The 15,801-nt window shown below is 59.2% G+C and carries 18 protein-coding genes; 16 read left to right on the plus strand and 2 right to left on the minus strand.

What is annotated here, in order from left to right:
- Positions 1–40 precede the first annotated feature (40 nt).
- The 8 genes from IPM06_18505 (at position 41) to IPM06_18540 (ending at position 6,703) form a co-directional block, all read left to right on the plus strand.
- Complete coding sequence (locus tag IPM06_18505) at positions 41–2,884, plus strand: hypothetical protein (GenBank protein ID MBK8772394.1); 2,844 nt, start codon at positions 41–43, stop codon at positions 2,882–2,884.
- Between the two features lie 28 nt (positions 2,885–2,912).
- Positions 2,913–3,173 carry a hypothetical protein gene (locus tag IPM06_18510; protein MBK8772395.1) on the plus strand — a complete coding sequence of 87 codons (261 nt, stop codon included), beginning with the start codon at positions 2,913–2,915 and terminating at the stop codon, positions 3,171–3,173.
- A complete protein-coding gene (locus tag IPM06_18515; protein MBK8772396.1) occupies positions 3,173–3,532 on the plus strand; it encodes a hypothetical protein in 360 nt (119 codons plus the stop codon). Before IPM06_18510 ends, IPM06_18515 begins: the two co-directional genes overlap by 1 nt.
- Positions 3,532–3,768, plus strand: a complete 237-nt coding sequence (locus IPM06_18520) for a hypothetical protein (protein MBK8772397.1) — start codon at positions 3,532–3,534, stop codon at positions 3,766–3,768. The genes IPM06_18515 and IPM06_18520 overlap by 1 nt, the downstream gene beginning before the upstream one ends.
- Before the next feature lie 2 nt (positions 3,769–3,770).
- The gene (locus tag IPM06_18525; GenBank protein ID MBK8772398.1) at positions 3,771–4,133 is read left to right on the plus strand and encodes a hypothetical protein; all 363 of its coding nucleotides are present in this window, start codon (positions 3,771–3,773) and stop codon (positions 4,131–4,133) included.
- A gap of 2 nt (positions 4,134–4,135) precedes the next feature.
- Positions 4,136–5,704: a hypothetical protein gene (locus IPM06_18530; GenBank protein ID MBK8772399.1), complete on the plus strand. Its 1,569-nt coding sequence runs from the start codon at positions 4,136–4,138 to the stop codon at positions 5,702–5,704.
- 73 nt (positions 5,705–5,777) lie between these two features.
- Positions 5,778–6,242: a M15 family metallopeptidase gene (locus IPM06_18535; protein MBK8772400.1), complete on the plus strand. Its 465-nt coding sequence runs from the start codon at positions 5,778–5,780 to the stop codon at positions 6,240–6,242.
- Positions 6,239–6,703, plus strand: coding sequence for a hypothetical protein (locus IPM06_18540; protein MBK8772401.1), 465 nt, complete (start codon positions 6,239–6,241; stop codon positions 6,701–6,703). Before IPM06_18535 ends, IPM06_18540 begins: the two co-directional genes overlap by 4 nt.
- Here the strand turns inward: IPM06_18540 and IPM06_18545 are convergent.
- Positions 6,693–7,943, minus strand: a complete 1,251-nt coding sequence (locus IPM06_18545) for an AAA family ATPase (protein ID MBK8772402.1) — start codon at positions 7,941–7,943, stop codon at positions 6,693–6,695. The genes IPM06_18540 and IPM06_18545 overlap by 11 nt on opposite strands.
- Positions 7,943–8,752: a hypothetical protein gene (locus IPM06_18550; protein MBK8772403.1), complete on the minus strand. Its 810-nt coding sequence runs from the start codon at positions 8,750–8,752 to the stop codon at positions 7,943–7,945. Before IPM06_18550 ends, IPM06_18545 begins: the two co-directional genes overlap by 1 nt.
- 262 nt (positions 8,753–9,014) lie before the next feature.
- Between IPM06_18550 and IPM06_18555 the strand changes: the two genes are divergently transcribed.
- From IPM06_18555 to IPM06_18590, 8 genes are all read left to right on the plus strand, one after another.
- On the plus strand, positions 9,015–9,659 hold the full coding sequence (locus IPM06_18555) for a DUF2815 family protein (protein MBK8772404.1): 645 nt from the start codon (positions 9,015–9,017) through the stop codon (positions 9,657–9,659).
- A gap of 16 nt (positions 9,660–9,675) precedes the next feature.
- On the plus strand, positions 9,676–10,695 hold the full coding sequence (locus tag IPM06_18560; GenBank protein MBK8772405.1) for a DUF2800 domain-containing protein: 1,020 nt from the start codon (positions 9,676–9,678) through the stop codon (positions 10,693–10,695).
- A 51-nt stretch (positions 10,696–10,746) separates the two neighbouring features.
- Positions 10,747–10,884, plus strand: a complete 138-nt coding sequence (locus IPM06_18565) for a hypothetical protein (protein MBK8772406.1) — start codon at positions 10,747–10,749, stop codon at positions 10,882–10,884.
- Entirely contained in the window at positions 10,884–11,099 is a 216-nt protein-coding gene (locus IPM06_18570) for a hypothetical protein (GenBank protein ID MBK8772407.1), read from the plus strand. The genes IPM06_18565 and IPM06_18570 overlap by 1 nt, the downstream gene beginning before the upstream one ends.
- 348 nt (positions 11,100–11,447) lie before the next feature.
- Positions 11,448–11,951 (plus strand): hypothetical protein, encoded by a 504-nt coding sequence (locus IPM06_18575; protein MBK8772408.1) that lies wholly within the window; start codon positions 11,448–11,450, stop codon positions 11,949–11,951.
- On the plus strand, positions 11,938–12,372 hold the full coding sequence (locus tag IPM06_18580; protein MBK8772409.1) for a DUF3310 domain-containing protein: 435 nt from the start codon (positions 11,938–11,940) through the stop codon (positions 12,370–12,372). The genes IPM06_18575 and IPM06_18580 overlap by 14 nt, the downstream gene beginning before the upstream one ends.
- Positions 12,373–12,381: 9 nt before the next feature.
- Positions 12,382–14,445, plus strand: a complete 2,064-nt coding sequence (locus IPM06_18585) for a hypothetical protein (protein ID MBK8772410.1) — start codon at positions 12,382–12,384, stop codon at positions 14,443–14,445.
- Positions 14,446–14,453: 8 nt separating this feature from the next.
- Positions 14,454–15,770, plus strand: a complete 1,317-nt coding sequence (locus IPM06_18590; GenBank protein MBK8772411.1) for a hypothetical protein — start codon at positions 14,454–14,456, stop codon at positions 15,768–15,770.
- Positions 15,771–15,801 lie beyond the last annotated feature (31 nt).

Genomic DNA, 15,801 nt, shown 5'->3' on the forward strand with positions numbered 1-15,801 from the left:
CACGGACGCGCTCACGGCACAGGCGGAGCCCTGGGATGCCATGGACAAGGGAGCCTTCCCGTTCCCGGAGTACTTCCCTCTCTACCGGGTGACCTACAAGGCATCGGTCGCCTACACCGGAGTCACTGGCCGGGTTCGCATCGAGAAGGTCACCAGCGTTGCCCAGGGAGGCGAAAGCGGAGTCTCGGGAGCCACGGTGCACAACTCCCTGAGTGGTCGCGATGCGATCGACGCGCATCCAGCCCTCTCGATCACTGACATCTACAATCTGACCAACGGGGCCCTCCTCAAGAAGATCTCCACCGGAGTCGTGGCGGCCACGGCCGCGGATCTCCCGGCGCACGCATCGCGCCACCATTACGGCGGATCCGATGCGCTGACAGGGCAATCCATCGGAGGACTCCGCGTATCGGACAAGCCGACATTCGCAGGACTGATCTCAAAGGTGACTGGAACAGCTACCGACATCGATTTCTACAGCCTGGGCGGATACCGGCAGATGTCGTTTCGATGGAGCGACACGTCACAGCAACTTGAACTCTTCTCCTCGAACGATACTGGAGTAGCTCGCGCGAATCGGATGCTGATTCCGCGCTCGTCATCTTCGCCGGTTTCGATCCTTCTTGGATTGACAGTTACTGGCACGACGACTCTTGACACGTCTCTCTCTGGGATGCTGAAGGCTACAGCCGGAGTTGTTTCGGCTGCAAGCGCAAGCGATCTTCCGCTTCATGCTTCTCGTCACCACTCTGGGGGGTCTGATCCACTGGCTGGCCAGTCGATCGCAGGACTCCTCACCAATAGCGTCCCAACATTTGCTGGACTCAACCTGAAGGTTTCTGGAACAGCAGCCGATCTCAACTACCAAAGCTTGGCTGGTGTTCGCCAAATGTCTGTCCGTTGGAGCGACGCGTCGCAACAGATCGAGGTATTCTCTTCGAATGATGCTGGTGGATCGCGTTCTAATCGAATGCTGATTCCGAGAGCAGATGCATCTCCAGTTCAGATCCTTCTTGGCTTAAAGATCACTGGCACAACGACTCTCGATACCAGTTTGACGGGGATGTTGAAGGCTACGGCCGGAGTCGTGTCAGTTGCCGGCGCATCCGACCTTCCTGCGCACGCCTCACTCCACCAGTGGGATGGAGCAGACCCGATCCAGGGGCAACTCCTGCTTGGGCTTCGCGCGCACGAAACTCCATCATTTGGAGGGATCCAGAGCGGATCTGTAACTGGATATTTACCTATCCGCGGAAATACTGGCGTAGAAATCGCAAGGTTCAACGCTGATGGATTTATTAGCTATGGCGATATTACGCTAAGTGGCGACTTATCAATCGCAAATCTTAGCGGAGTTCTTTATGCGGCAAATGGAAGAGTTAGAGTAGCGATTGGAGCTGATCTTCCTGCGCATACGCATTACACGACAGATGTATCCGAAGGAACAAATCTCTGGTTCACATACCAACGAGCCCGTGATGCGATAAGCGGAAGCCATCCAATGTCAGTGGTTAATGGCGTTGTTTTGCACGCAGACACTGATGGATATAGGCACGTTCCGGCAAATGGTACAACAAATAGCGGAAAGTTCCTTGTATCTGGCGGATCGGCTGGATCATACACATGGGAAACAATCGCGGCAGGAAGCCTACCGGTTCACGCATTCAGACACCATTACAATGGATCTGACCCGCTTGCTGGGCAGTCGATTGCAGGTCTACTTATATCTAGCTCTCCTGAGTTTGCTGGATTGAAGATTGGGTCGATAAGTGGAATCTTGAAGGCGACGGCAGGAGTTGTTGGCGTTGCTAGCGCAAGTGATATTCCAGATCATGCTGGAAGTCATTACTGGGATGGTGGAGACTCTATTCAAGGACAGAGCCTGGCTGGCCTTCTTCCATCATCTAGCCCTGCTTTTGCTGGACTGACCGTTGGATCGCTTACCGGAATGATTAAGGCTACGGCTGGCGTACTAAGTGTTGCTAGTGGAAGCGACATTCCTGACCATGGATCTCGCCATCATTATACTGGAGCAGATCCTATTACTGGTCAATTGCTTTCTGGACTTCTTGTGACGAGCACGCCAAGATTTAATGGGGTTAACCTACAGGGAGCAACATCAGATTATTCCAGCCTTCGCTTCTATGATAATTCAGGAGTTCTAAAGCATCAGATATTTAGGGCATCAAACTCAAATGGCGGAGTATTATCGATAGTTGGGGCTTCCTTAACGGACTATAGGATTACTATCCCATCGCTTGGAACGCTTCCAATCGAAATCGATGGAGGTATGAAGTTTTTCAGCGGAGATCTAACGCTAAATACTTCGCTGAATGGGATGCTGAAGGCTACATCGGGTCTTGTCGGAATTGCTGGAGAGTCTGATCTTCCAGGAGGACCATACCTTCCTCTTGCTGGCGGAAAGCGAATCAGCGGGTGGGTCGCCTTTGATGCTGTGCTTTATGCCACAGACTCGATAGGGTTTTCAGGATACACAATGGGTCAGCTTGGAATGGAATTGTATACCGCATATTCCATCTATGGAGACGTCCAGTATACGATTGAATCTCCAACTAACATCGATAATGTTGTCAGCTTTGAGAGCAAGGGAACTTTCAAATTCAAGCCAAAGCTGTTTTCGTCAGGCTTCGAACTACCCGTGCTCGGGGCGCAAGAAGTCATCATGCTGGTTGGGGATACGGGTGCTGACAACCCGTACTACTGGTACACGGCGACTCAGAACGTGAGGTATCGAGATGGAGGGGCTACCGTAAGCGTGTCTGCTGGCGGGAACGCCATCAACGTGGACGCCAGGGGCAAGTGCATGATTCTTGTCGGGCCAACGACAAACTCCTCAGACCAATGCTCCCTCTACATCGTTTGAGGGTATATTTCCGGGAAGGAGGGATCTCATGCCACAGATCAGCGTCAACTTGGACCAGACCACCCACGACCTATTACAGGCGGAGGCCCACCAGCTCGGAGTCTCCCTGGAGGAGGTCGCTTTTGGTGACCGTCCCGTGAAGGATGTCGCCAGGGAGAAGCTTCACCAGGCGCTTTCCCGCGATTTCGATGCTGGAAAGATCCCGTCCGAACTGGTCGCTTCTGCCATCGCCTTCGGGCTGAAGGTAAAGGCTGACCGCGAGCAGTCCAAAGCCAAGGGAGTTGTCTGATGAGCAATATCCTCCAAGGGCTCACCAACGAGAAGGCCAGCCAGATCGTCATCGCCATGAGCATGATGACCGGGCCAGGGGCGGAAAGCCGTATTGAGTTCGTGGCTGAGCTCCGCAAGCGGTCGCTGGCCAAGACCCTCGACAAGGACATCGTGGTCACCCGCCGCGTGGCGACCGACTTCCGCAACGGCATCATGTCCGGAGTCCAGGAGAAGGGCCGTACCGACATGGAGGCCGCCTTGCTTCTGGAAGTGGCATCCACGTTGGGAATCCGGTCCTGGATCAAACTCCCCCAGGCAGAGGAAGCCAAGGACGAGTTCGACCCGCCAGAAAACATCCCATTCGACGGAGCTGAATAATGACTCAGGCCCAACAGAAACAGGTTTCGGTCGCAACTCTTGTCACGATTTGCACCCTGTTGGGCGGAGTCGCCGGGGGAATCCTCACCGCCTATAAAATCGGTGACGATCGGTACACGCGCAATGAGGTGACCGCCCAGATCAAGGAAAAGCTCGACAATCTGGAGAAGGGGCAGGATCGTCTCGAAAAGAAGATTGATATGCTTTCCCAACCACTTGCACACAAGGCGGACTGACCATGCTTCTCGAACTTCTCAAGAAGGCCACATCGACGGTTGCTCAACCAGCCGCCAGCGAGTGCAAGAGTTTCGACTCGCGCGAGAAGGGACTCCGCTCCGTTCATTCCGTGAAGACCTTCACGATCGCCGGTCCGAATACCGGGACCTGGTCGGCAACGGTTGTCGTCGGAAGTACTCCGGACGGCAAGGGGTGGAGACCAACCACCAAGACCTACATCATCTCGAACTCGACTCCTGCGGTTGATGATGCTCTGGACATTGCTGCCGACAACTGGGGAGCCTGGATCACCGCGTACTCCGGCGATGCAAATGTGCTCGGTTCCAATGGATGGCAGGGGATCAACGTGATGGTAGAGGCGTAATCATGGGAACCCCATGGCTTCAGCCGACTCAGGATCCCTCCACCAACACCACCCGGTTCGATGGGGAGGTAGAGGTCGCCGGAGTAGTCACCGATTCCCTTGGCTGGCCAGCATTCCGCGACCGGTACGAGCTGAATTTCCCGACGCTCGCAGATACCGACGTCTGGACAACGGAAAAATTTCTGACCGCGTATCAAAACGGGGCAGTTCAGACGATCGTGATCCCAGCCAACACGTTCACAGCCAACACCATTGGACGCACGCTGAATTTCGTCTTCGATCTCGGGCTCCAATTTGTGCTCCCAACTGACGCGCTCGCCATGAAAATCTACGCGAACGGCGCTTTGCTGGGATCCGTCGGAATCAATCTGAGGCAAACTGCGAACCTGCCGAGCGGACGCGCTCACATCCTGAAAATCGATGCATCATTCATGCAAACTGGATGGACGGCAGGAACCACCTCAGCATCGGGCCGATTCCATGGGAAAAACTCGCTCTATCCGCAGGATGGCGTGACCGGAGACATCGACATCGGCGGGTTAGTCAAATCCTCCGACGGAACCCCATCGTTCAACGCAACCGTCGATCAAACCATCACCATCGGTCTAACCTGGAACACCCGTGGGAATTTCGGTGCAGGCGGGATCACTCGCGTCGGAAATCGTTTCATTTGGCCTACGGCGGCTGGCTCTGCGGTTGTCGGGGCGATCCTCGAAACCTCGTCGGAAAATGTTCTCGGATCCACTCGAAAAATTTATGCCAGGCTGAACGACAACGTCACGGTTACGGGGAATGCCACCGCCACGAATGGACTGCACGTCATCGCCGCAAATAATAGCGGGATTGTCACGGTCGGATATTTGGGGGGATCATACCGCGCAGTTGAACACGGGTTGACAACCGCACACCTTCAGGCGGCCTGCTACAACAAAGCAACGAAGACGTTTTTTGTCGCTGGCGTTGGTGGCGTGATTCTGAAATCGCTGGACAACGGAACCACCTGGGCGGCAGTCACAAACGCCCAGACGTGGGACATCTATTCAATGGTTCCATTTGGGAATGGTTTCGTGGCGGTCGGAAACTCCACCACCCAGTATCTGACCTCGTCCGATGGTGTCACTGTGACGACCGGTACCAATACGACGTCACAGGTCCTCCGGGCGGTCTGGATCAATGCTGCCGGAAATTGGCTGGCGGTCGGCGCTTCCAATGCGGCGCTCTGGTACAACGGATCCACGGTCGCTACCGGTAAAAGCACGGGGATGAATGCGTACTCCGTCTATTTTGACGAGGCCACATCCAAATGGTGGGTTGGCGGAACACAGCTATGGTCCACGTCTGATCCGTCCACGTCCGGCACCTACGCGCAGGCCACGCTCCCGTCATCCGGATTCGATGCCTGGACCGGTACTATTGGTGGGATCAACTCCAAGGGCACCTACATGATCCTCTGTAACATCGGAGGTACGCACGTTTTGTTCTCAACCAACTCCGGTACAGCATGGTCGCGACTCGGGTATAATAACGGCCTATGGTTCGGAGACTCGGCATCCATTCGGTTGGGGCTATGATCCGCCGCGCTCGTGGACTCTGGACCCTCCTCCTCAACCTTACCCACGGCAGCGCGTACCAGGAGGGGCAGGGGTGAGCTACATCCTCGGTACCCGGTCACGCGAGAATCTTGTCGGCGTCCATCCCGACCTCGTTCGCGTCGTGCTCCGTGCCATCGAGATCACAGCCCAAGACTTCCAGGTCCACGACGGAGTCCGCACGACCGAGGAGCAAACCGCCCTCGTTGCATCTGGGGCCAGCCAGACCATGGACTCCCGCCACCTGACGGGCCATGCGGTCGACCTGGTTCCGGTAGTCAACGGGAAGCTCCGGTGGGAGATCGTCCCGTGCTGCAAGATCGCGGAGGCGGTGCGCACGGCGGCCAAAGATCTCGACATCGCCATCCGTTGGGGCGCATGCTGGGACGCACGGCTGGACCTGTCGACATCCTCGACCGAGGACATTGTCGCAGGGTACGGGGAGAGGTGCCATCAGCTCGGAAAGCGATGCTTCGTTGATGGCCCTCACTTCGAGCTTCCGAAATCGGAGTACCCATGACCTTTCCGATTTCCAGGATCATCAAGGGTGACGAACGACTCCGTCGAATAGGCGCTCCTGTCCCCGATGGCTATTGGGACATCTCGATCGAGATCAAGCAGCAGGAATGGAACGGGATCGGATCCGACCGTGGCTGGTTGAAGGCGTTGGTCATGCCGACCAACTTCCTTTTCCCCTGGATGCTGGAGGCAAGCCTTCCTCACGACCTCTGGTGGGGCGTGTTCAACGATGGCAAGCGCGAGACCTTCGAGAAGTCCAACTGGGCATGGAAGGACACCTGCTACAAGCTGGCCGACGACTCGTTGAACTGGATGTGGCCCAAGGGATTCCGCGAGACCTTCCGGGATTCCAGGAAGTTCCAGTCCCGGCAGGGGTGGAAGATCCTGATGTCGGACAAGTGCTGGGAGGTTTTCCAGGAGTCGGCACGGCTGGTGGACGAGGGGTCGGAAACTACCGCTTGACCAGGTCATAGAACCTGGTCCTGCTTCCATCAAACCCCGCCATCGTTTCTCCATGAGGCCCACGCCTGTTCTTCGCCACCGACACCATGCGCTCCGTGTCTGGCGACATCGATGCCGGGTCCTGCCATAGGAAGATCACGATGTTCGCATCCTGCTCAATCGCCCCTGACTCCCGTAGGTGGTGGAGTGCAGGCCGCCCCGCCTTTGCGCCATCCCTGGAAAGTTGCGACAGCAGGATCACCGGGATGTCCAGGCTCATTGCCATCAGCTTTGTGCTCCTGGAGATCTTGGCCACCACGTCGTTGCGGCTGTCGCCATCCCCGTCCATGAGCTGGAGGTAGTCGATGCAGACGAGCTCCAGGCCACCACCATTCTTCATGGCCATCGCCTCCGCCTGAAGCTCCGACACCGTCGTGCAGTGCACAATCCGCAGGTTCTTCTCGCGGATCATCATGACCTCGCGGCATGTCGCCCACTCCTGCGGCGTCAGCGTGCGGTTCGCGATCCTGTCGATCGGGATGTTCGTGAGGATGGACATCATGTTCTCGATGAGTTCGTCCTCCGACATCTCCAGGCTGTTGATGAGTACCGGACCCACAAGCGACACGTTGCACGCGATGGCCAGCATCAGCGACGTCTTCCCTGCCCCGGGTGTTGCCCCAATGACGATCTGGTTCGTCCTGCGGATCTGGATGTAGTGGTCGAGGAACTTGAGTCCGGTCTTCAGGCACTTCGGCTTCTCATTGGTGAGGATGCGTCCGGCTGCCGCCATGATGCTTCCAGATCCCGCCGTACGCCCGGCTGCCATGTCCGTCAGGCGGGAGATACCCCTCCATGCTGTCTGGACAAGGTCGATCGCTGATCCGCCCTCCTGGGCCTCCGCAGCCAGCTTTCCGGCGAAGGTGATGGCGGAGCGGGAGATGGAGTGGTCGCGGACGATCTTGGCGTACCCCTGGAGCCCGATGTCGGAGACGTACTCGTCGGCAACCTCCATCAGCCAGTCGTCGCCGCCAACCTCATCCAGGCGGCCCTGGCGGCGTAGCTCCTCAGAGATGACCAGAACATCGCCCCGAAGACCGGAACCCGCCAGGTTGCGTGCGCAGGACCAAAGAACCTGGTGCCTGGGGATGTAGAAGTCGAGAGGGTCGACAGAAGCGAGGATGGCGGGGATGGCCTGGGATCCGCGGACGGCGGCGGCGATGATGGCGCGCTCGGCCGAGATGGAGTGGGGGGAAAGCATCAGTTGTCTCCGAACGGGGCGTAGGGTGCGCGTGCGGCGGTCTCGGCGGCACGGCGGGATGCGATGTAGGCGGGGCCGTGGTCCCGCTTCCAATTGTTCGAGCAGGTCCTGGCGCAACCCTTCCAGTTCTTGATGGGCTTGCCGTCCTTGAACTCCCAGTTGCCCTTCTCGTAGTGGGCGTAGGCGCTCTCGGCGTCAACGGCCGGCCACCAGGGGAACGTCTCCTTGGCGTAGGCATGCCACTCCTCGATGGTTGGTGCTGCTGGGAGCGAGGTTGGAGCTTTACGCTGACGCTGCCTAGCTTCAGCCTTTACGGGCGTGGGTTGTTGCTCCGGTGAGCTGACAGTTTTGCCTTCGCTGACGTTGCTTCGTGTCGCTGCGCTTTGTTCTTCAGAAGTAACAGATGAAGTAACAGATGTATGATCGTTCGCCGTCCCGGACGGCAATCGTCCGCCATCCGCGGCGGCAATCGAATCGGATTCCGGGCGGCAAACGAGAGCCTCCAAAACCTGGAAGTTGATCGAGTACCAGATGGTCGCCAAAGACGCTCCGCGCTTCAGGATTCCACGGCGCTCCTCAAGCACCCCGACCTCACGCAACTTCCTCCTGGCGCTCTCCTGGCGCTCGTTCGTCAGTCCGGTCTGCTTCTCCATCTGATCCTTGGTGCAGTACCACCAGGACTCCTTGTACCAGTTGTTGGACAGGTCCTGCGACGAGATAGCGCTTCCGAGCCAGATGGCGGCGTCCGACCCGAACGAGCGGACGATGTCGGCCGAGACGGCGATCAAGCGGAATTTTGAGGGGATCATCGAAACCTCGAAGATTGGGAGCCAGCCCCTGCGGTAGAAACCCTTCGTCCCCTTCAGGGATCTGGGCGCAGAGGCTGGCTAACCATTCGAACAAGTCATATAGCAGGTCGTTTCTACGCGGCCTGACCCATAGAAGATACTGCCGAAATTTATTTTCCGCAACCCCTTGTTTTCTGCGTACGCATATCGTATATTGTATGGACCAGGAGGGCGGCGAGCCCCGATGGAACCTAAGCCAAACCAGAAACACGGAGAGAACCAGATGTCAGCCACGCCATTCACCAGTCGCCTCGAATTCGTCCGAAACCCAGAAGGTGTTCTGCAAGCCATCAAGCTGCACAACGTCCGCCTGAGCTACCCGAAGCTGTTCAAGCCGGAAGCCGACAGGAACAACCCATCGGCCGTCCCCAAGTTCGGCGCGGTGTTCATCGCCAACCTGAGCGACGCCGAGAAGGGCGAACTCGCGAAGTTCCTCAAGGAGGCATCTGCCGAGGCATTCAAGAAGATGCTCCCGGCCGACAAGTACTTCGCCAAGAACGGCGACCTGTCCGGGAAGCCAGAGTACGCTGGCTGCACCACGTTCTCCGCCTCCGAAGGTGAGAAGAATCCTCCGAAGGTCTACAACCGCCACGGCATCCTGACCAAGTCGGAGATCGAGGTGTACTCGGGATGCATGGTGACCGCAGTCATCAAACCCTGGATCCAGAGCAACACCTTCGGCCAGCGCATCAACGCTTCGCTCCTGGGAGTCAAGTTCGCCGGTGACAACGAGCCGTTCGGGCCTCCTCCTGTCGACGTCGCCACCATGCTCGGATGCGACCCGAACCAGGCGGACCCGATCGACTCGGTGATCCCTGGGTTCACGCCGTTCGCGAGCAACGACGACGACAGTTCACTCCCGTTCTGAAATTGCAGGAGGGATCATGCAATTCACCAGACACACCCTGTGCGGCCCGTCCTCCCTTGAGAGGCGGGCCCTCTGCCCTGGATCGCTTGCCCAGGAAAGCTGGCTCGACCGGGGAGACGAGAAGGACGAGGACGCTGATCGCGGGACAACCTGCCACGCAGCGATGGAGGCATTCGTTCTCGGGAGACCGGAACCAGAACTGACTGACGACGAAGCTCGCGACGTCAAGAAGGCCAAGGAAGCCCTGGAGATGCTCCTCATGGGAGATGTCATCCTCCAGGAGGAAGTTGCACCGAAGGTCCGCAAGACCAGAGGTGGCGCCAATGTCTACGTCGAACTCGAGCTCCTGGATCTTCCGTACTCCATGGAGTCCAACGAGATCGGAACGATGGATCTGGTCTTCATCTACGAGGACCACATCCTCCTCATCGACTGGAAGTTCGGCGGGTCATTTGTCCCGGCTCCAAAGTGGAACCTACAGCTCAAGGGGTATGCACTCGGCCTGTGGAATGACTTCCCGACCTTGCCCATCCACGTTGTCATCGTTCAGCCACAGGTGATGGTCGACTACCAGGTCGTCCCCTGGGTCTACGAGCCCGAGGAACGGGACGAGTTCTTCTCGGAACTGTCCGGGATCGTCTCCAGGTGCCACCGCGAGCCAGACCTGCTAGTCGTCGGGAAGGCTTGCCAGTTCTGCAAGGCCGCGCGCCACGTCACCTGTCCTGCCATCCAGCGGTCGCTGGGCGCCTTCGCCAGCATCAACGCCGCCGGAACCCAGTGCCTGGAGGAAATGAACTCGATGGAGCTGGGTCGCGTCATGGCCGCTGCCAAGGCTGCCGAGAAGGCCGCGACCGCGGTTGTTGCCCAAGCCAGGAAGCTGGCCATGGGAGGTAAGGCGATCGATGGCTGGTCCTGCAACCAGGATTCCTCCGGCTCCTACCGGCTCGCCAGGAAGGCGGCGTCGCCAGGATGGCCGAAGGATGCCATCACCCACGACTACTCGGACAACCTCCGGGAACTGCTGTTCAAGGATTGAATCCCGAACCGGCCCACGGGATCATGGGCCACCCACCACAAGGAGAACGAGATGAACAAGAAGCCAGCCATCGCTGCCCCCGCCGCCAAGAAGGCTCCCAAGCCTGCCGTCGCCACTGCGGTCGCCAAGCCGGTGCCCAAGGGAATTCCGGTCAAGGCCGTCGCTACCAAGAAGGCCGGGAAGAAGTAATGCCCACCTACACCGTCATCAGCAACGAGAAGAGCAACGTCGAGGCCGTCATCATCGCGCCCAACCGCGCTGCTGCCCGGGCCGCCGCCCTGGCCTCCGTGTTCACCATCCGCGAAGCCACCACCGAGGACATCGTGGACTTCACGCGGTCAGGCAAGGAGATCAAGCGGTACGCCCCGAAGGAAGCGAAGCCTGCGTTCGTTGACCCGAACTAGACCAACATCCTGGACGGCGATGCACAAACTTGAGCAACTGACGGACAGCGAGTACATCAGCCTGGCGGTCAGCAATGGCTGCCTGGCGTGCTCACTCGACCGGAACCCAGGGACGCCAGCAGAGTGGCACCATCCACGGGAAGGTGTTGGAAAAGGGGAGAGGGGGCCAGACCGCGAGGGCTACCCCCTTTGCCCTTCCCACCACCGAACCAGCGTTGGATGCTTCTCGATTCATCTGCACCCGCGCGAGTTCAAGCGGCTGTACGGAAACGACGAGAAGATGGCGAAGCTCACACGGATCGGGGTCCAGAGGATTCTCGATCGATCAATCGGAATGAGGAGGGCGAGATGATTTGGATCGGGGTCGACAACGGAGTCAGCGGAAGCATCGGGATCATCGGGACCGGACTCGAGCCAATGCTGGTGAACGCCAGGGAGTACACCAGGAAGAAGAAGCGCGGTGGCCTCGAGGTCGACCCGACAGCCTTCCTCCAGATCATCACCGAGCACGGCCCTGTTGCCGGCGTCATCCTGGAGAACCCATTCCGCGGGCAGCACAGGAACGTCGAGGTCAGCGCCGCCCACTTCGACTCCGTGGCCAGGACGATGATGGAGATCCACCAGATCCCGTTCGTCAGCGTTGCCTCCGGAGACTGGCAGCGCCCGCTCTTGAAGGTTCCTCCCCGGAAGAAGGGGATCAAGACCGACACCAAGCGCATCTCGATGGAGGCTGGCGTTCTCCGCTGGCCATCCCTGCGCGCGCAGATCGAAGACCAGGGCGACGCCGACGCGCTGTTCCTGGCTGTCCACGCCATGCACGAATTCCCAGGAGGCGGAGATGCCAACTTTTGATGAGCAGGAATGGCTTGACGGAAGAGGCTTGCACCCAAGAGAGGCCAGGGTTTTGATTGAAGAATTTCGTAAATCGAAAGCATCTGGAATGACAGTCGACGATTGGCTGAAAGCAAGATCGCAAGCGATGAAGGATGACGTTCCGCCACCTCCGCATCCAAGGGAGATGTCACCACCCGCCCAGAAGCACGATGCCCACTACCGGGAGATCGAGGCCATGGGCGTGGAGCCGATAGCTGTAGCAGAATCGATCATCGTCGCCGGCATCCCGCCAGAGTACCACGAAACGGTGCGCAGGAACTATTCCGCCGCGCTCGCTGTGAAGTACCTGATGCGGCTTGGTCACAAGGATGATGGGAAGAAGGAACTTGACAAGTCCGCGAACTACATCCATCGGGCTAGAACCGGAACTTGGATGTAAGTTTCTTCTATGGGGAAGACGTTCGCAAAGCAATGGTGCCAGCCAATCGAGAACCTTCCTGAAGACGAAAGGAAGAGGATCGCGGCCTGGGCGCTCGAGACGATCGACCGCGACTCGAGGTACTACGCTCCGCTTTGGAAGCGCGGACGGACATGCCTCGAGTACGTCGAGGGAAAGATCTTCAGCCTTGCCGAACTCGAGGAATTTGCCAACCGCGAAGTCGTCCCCATCCAAACTCCCGAGCTGAAGCCTGCCCTTGACTCGATCATGGGCGAGCTCCTAAACACTGGCAAGTCCGGCGCGGTCACCGCTGTCGGGCCTGAGGATGCCGCTGGCGCCAACGTGCGCACCGTCATCATCAAGGCTGTGGAGCGTGAGAACCAACTCCGCTTCCGGGAAGCCCAGATCGCCAGGGACACATTCACGACCTCCGTGCCTGGCTGGGCCTGGATCGAGGCCTACGACCCAACCAACCCAGACGAGCCCGGCCTCACAGTCCTCCAGGAGGAATGGGACGGGGTGATCCCCGACTGCGCCTGGACCGACCGCCAGATGCGAAACCTCGGCCACGCCACCCGGATCAGGCAGTGGTCGATCGAGGACATCGAGCGGTATGTCAAGGATCCCGAGATCCGCGCTAAGATGGTCTACGAAGCCGACAGCATGTCGACCACCCTGGGAGCCGACTACTCGGGCCGCGATACGATCGTGGAGAACATCCGCGCTTCCCGCCAGAAGTTCACCCAGACAGGGCAGCTTGCCGTATTCGAGATGACCCACTGGGTCAGGATGCGCATGGCCTCGTGGTATGACCCGGTCTCCGACGACTCCGGAATCATCCCGCAGAACTGGGGCCCGAACGAGATCAACTCCTGGATGCAGCAGAACCCGCAGATCCAGCTCCAGGAGAATGACAACCAGCGCGTCCTCTGGGTGACCACCATCACCTCGACCGGAATCCTGCTGGCCAATGGCCCGCACTGGCTCCAGGCAGGCGTCTTCCCGGGGATCCCTTGCGTCCCCGACAGGATCAATGGGAAGTGGGCAGGCCTCATCGAGTTCGTCCTGGACGTCGTGAAGGCTGGAGCCTACTCGGAAACGGAATGGGCGCACTCGGTTCGCACCCTGAACAACAACCTGCTGAAGGTGCGCAAGGGTGCGGTCGCCGACATGGATGCCTTGCGTCGCGAGATGGCAACGCCGAACGGAATCGTCGAGATAGAGATGTCGGCCGACATGGACAGCGTCCAGTTCGTGGAGAACAGGCGCGAGCAGAAGGCCTTCGCCGACTGGAAGGAATCCACCCGCGAGCAGCTCTCCCGCCTCCTGGTGCCCGACAACTTCGTCGGCGGCACCCAGTCTTCGCAGGAAGCGAACTCCGCGATCGAGACCCGCATCCAGCAGACGCTCTCCCGCCTGGCGCCCGTCGTCTGGGGATGGCACGCGTTCCGCCTTCAGATCCGCCGCGTGCTCACGAAGGCGATGCCCTACGCGATCACGACCCAGAAGGCGTTCAGGCACATCGACCCGAAGAATGGCGACCAAACGGTTGAGGTGAATACCCCTGCCGAGTACGACGTTTACGGCGATGTCGTCCGCACGATGAACAATCTCGCTGGCGACGAGTATGACTACATCGAAATCGAATCCGACGATTCGCTGACTGGCCAGGAATTCGAGCGCCAGCAGTTCGGCGCATTCATGGAGAAGTGGGGCAACCTGCCTCCTGACGCCCTCATCCAGGTCGCCAAGAACTACCCAAACGTCAGCGTTCAGCGTCTTGGCCGCGACATGGAAGAGTCCGCGAAGAACACGCCGCCTCCGGCTCCCGAAGTCAAGGCCTCGGTTACGCTGCCTCTCGACAAGCTCGCCGCGAATCCGCTTGCACAGAAGGCAGCAATCGCGCTGAACATCCTGAAGCCGGAGGATATTGAAAAGATCAACAATCCGAATGGCTTGCCTCCGGGTGGACCGGAACCTATTCTTCCTGAAGCAATGCCATCCCCTGATGTTGGGGGAGGGATTGAGCAAGCCCAGATGAATCCACAAATGCAAATGGAAGGGATCCCATGAGCACCACCATGACCGCACCGCCCCCCACCCCGCAGTCAGCGGCACCCGTTGTTGCGCCAGTCGCACCAGCCTCCGTTGCCGCGCCCGTCGTTGCGGTCGCACCTGTCGCTCCTGTGGATCAGCAGGCGGCTCCTGCTTCGAATCCGTCTCCATCCATCGAGCCCAGGTTCTCGAAGGACGACTACGACCTCCTCATGAAGGGCGGCCCGGCAGCGCAGAAGGCGTTCGCCGACCAGCTCACGGACGAGGAGAACAAGATTGTTGCGAAGGGCGGCCTCGCCTCCCTGTTCGCCAAGGAAGCCGCGGCGGTTGATCCCCCGCCGGTGGCCCCGGCCCCGGGCGTGGAGGTTCCGCCTCCCGTCCTGGATGCCGGAGCCGAGGATCCTGCCTGGATGCTCAACGAGGACGAGTATTCCAAGGCGGATCCAAAGACCCGCGCCCTGTTCGACGCGCTCCTGGATGCCCAGACGAAGCTCGAGCAAGCTCCTCCTGCCGCCGACCCATTCGCCAACGACCCCGTCATCGCGTGGCGTCGCCAGGCCCTGGCAAGCGGAACCTTCGACATCCCGGACGCGCCCACCATCGACGACCTCGGTGGCATCGAGCTTCTGCGCAGCCTGGATGAGGCCTTTCAGCAGGAAGACCCGAACATCTGGATCAAGGCCGCCAGCGACCTGGTCAACCAGGCTTCGAAGGAAGTGGTTGCTCGCCAGGCCGCGACCATGCAGGCCAAGATCGACAACGCCTACGAGACCGGAGCCAGGACGTCCGAGTTCCGCTCCGAGCTCAAGTCATTCGTCAAGTCCACTCCCGACTTCAAGGGAGTGGCCGACGACATCATCGTGCGTGACCCCGAGGGCAACGCCATCCTGAACGAGGCTCACCCAGCAGCCGGGTTTGCCAAGTGGATAAAGGAAGAGTCTGTCGCCGGCCGCCTAAATGACAGCTACGTCCAGAAGTACGGCTTCGAGCCGCTCTGGCATCTGTTCCAGTCCGACAAGGCTGGTGGCTACGGCAAGATGATGGCTGGTTTGCGCCAATCCCTGGGCAGCTCGATCACCAAGAAGATGTCGGACGTCAGGGCGAACGCCCTCAAGTCCATCCAGGCGCCATCCGTTGGCGGCCAGGGATTTGGTGGAGCTCCAGTCGGCCAGTCGGCCAGCGAGCTGTACCACGGATTCGACCTCGCCACCCTGTCGCGGGACCCACAGGCCGCGCGACAGGCTGTCGACACCTTCTACCGAACCGGCAACAAGGAAGCCTCCAATGGCCTTGTCGCCGCGCTCCAGAACTATACCGCCAAGCAACGAGCTGGCGGACGGTGAGATAGAGATTTGCACCGCCCGGTTTCGGGCA

It is taken from the genome of Hyphomicrobiales bacterium (assembly GCA_016710435.1).
Classification (GTDB): Bacteria; Pseudomonadota; Alphaproteobacteria; order Rhizobiales; family Aestuariivirgaceae; genus Aestuariivirga.

Bases quoted from the DNA above. Each gene is read 5' to 3' on its own strand.
- IPM06_18505 (MBK8772394.1), top strand. From the start codon at position 41: ATGGACAAGGGAGCCTTCCCGTTCCCGGAGTACTTCCCTCTCTACCGG.
- IPM06_18510 (MBK8772395.1), top strand. From the start codon at position 2,913: ATGCCACAGATCAGCGTCAACTTGGACCAGACCACCCACGACCTATTA.
- IPM06_18515 (MBK8772396.1), top strand. From the start codon at position 3,173: ATGAGCAATATCCTCCAAGGGCTCACCAACGAGAAGGCCAGCCAGATC.
- IPM06_18520 (MBK8772397.1), top strand. From the start codon at position 3,532: ATGACTCAGGCCCAACAGAAACAGGTTTCGGTCGCAACTCTTGTCACG.
- IPM06_18525 (MBK8772398.1), top strand. From the start codon at position 3,771: ATGCTTCTCGAACTTCTCAAGAAGGCCACATCGACGGTTGCTCAACCA.
- IPM06_18530 (MBK8772399.1), top strand. From the start codon at position 4,136: ATGGGAACCCCATGGCTTCAGCCGACTCAGGATCCCTCCACCAACACC.
- IPM06_18540 (MBK8772401.1), top strand. From the start codon at position 6,239: ATGACCTTTCCGATTTCCAGGATCATCAAGGGTGACGAACGACTCCGT.
- IPM06_18545 (MBK8772402.1), bottom strand. From the start codon at position 7,943: ATGCTTTCCCCCCACTCCATCTCGGCCGAGCGCGCCATCATCGCCGCC.
- IPM06_18550 (MBK8772403.1), bottom strand. From the start codon at position 8,752: ATGATCCCCTCAAAATTCCGCTTGATCGCCGTCTCGGCCGACATCGTC.
- IPM06_18555 (MBK8772404.1), top strand. From the start codon at position 9,015: ATGTCAGCCACGCCATTCACCAGTCGCCTCGAATTCGTCCGAAACCCA.
- IPM06_18560 (MBK8772405.1), top strand. From the start codon at position 9,676: ATGCAATTCACCAGACACACCCTGTGCGGCCCGTCCTCCCTTGAGAGG.
- IPM06_18565 (MBK8772406.1), top strand. From the start codon at position 10,747: ATGAACAAGAAGCCAGCCATCGCTGCCCCCGCCGCCAAGAAGGCTCCC.
- IPM06_18570 (MBK8772407.1), top strand. From the start codon at position 10,884: ATGCCCACCTACACCGTCATCAGCAACGAGAAGAGCAACGTCGAGGCC.
- IPM06_18575 (MBK8772408.1), top strand. From the start codon at position 11,448: ATGATTTGGATCGGGGTCGACAACGGAGTCAGCGGAAGCATCGGGATC.
- IPM06_18580 (MBK8772409.1), top strand. From the start codon at position 11,938: ATGCCAACTTTTGATGAGCAGGAATGGCTTGACGGAAGAGGCTTGCAC.
- IPM06_18585 (MBK8772410.1), top strand. From the start codon at position 12,382: ATGGGGAAGACGTTCGCAAAGCAATGGTGCCAGCCAATCGAGAACCTT.
- IPM06_18590 (MBK8772411.1), top strand. From the start codon at position 14,454: ATGACCGCACCGCCCCCCACCCCGCAGTCAGCGGCACCCGTTGTTGCG.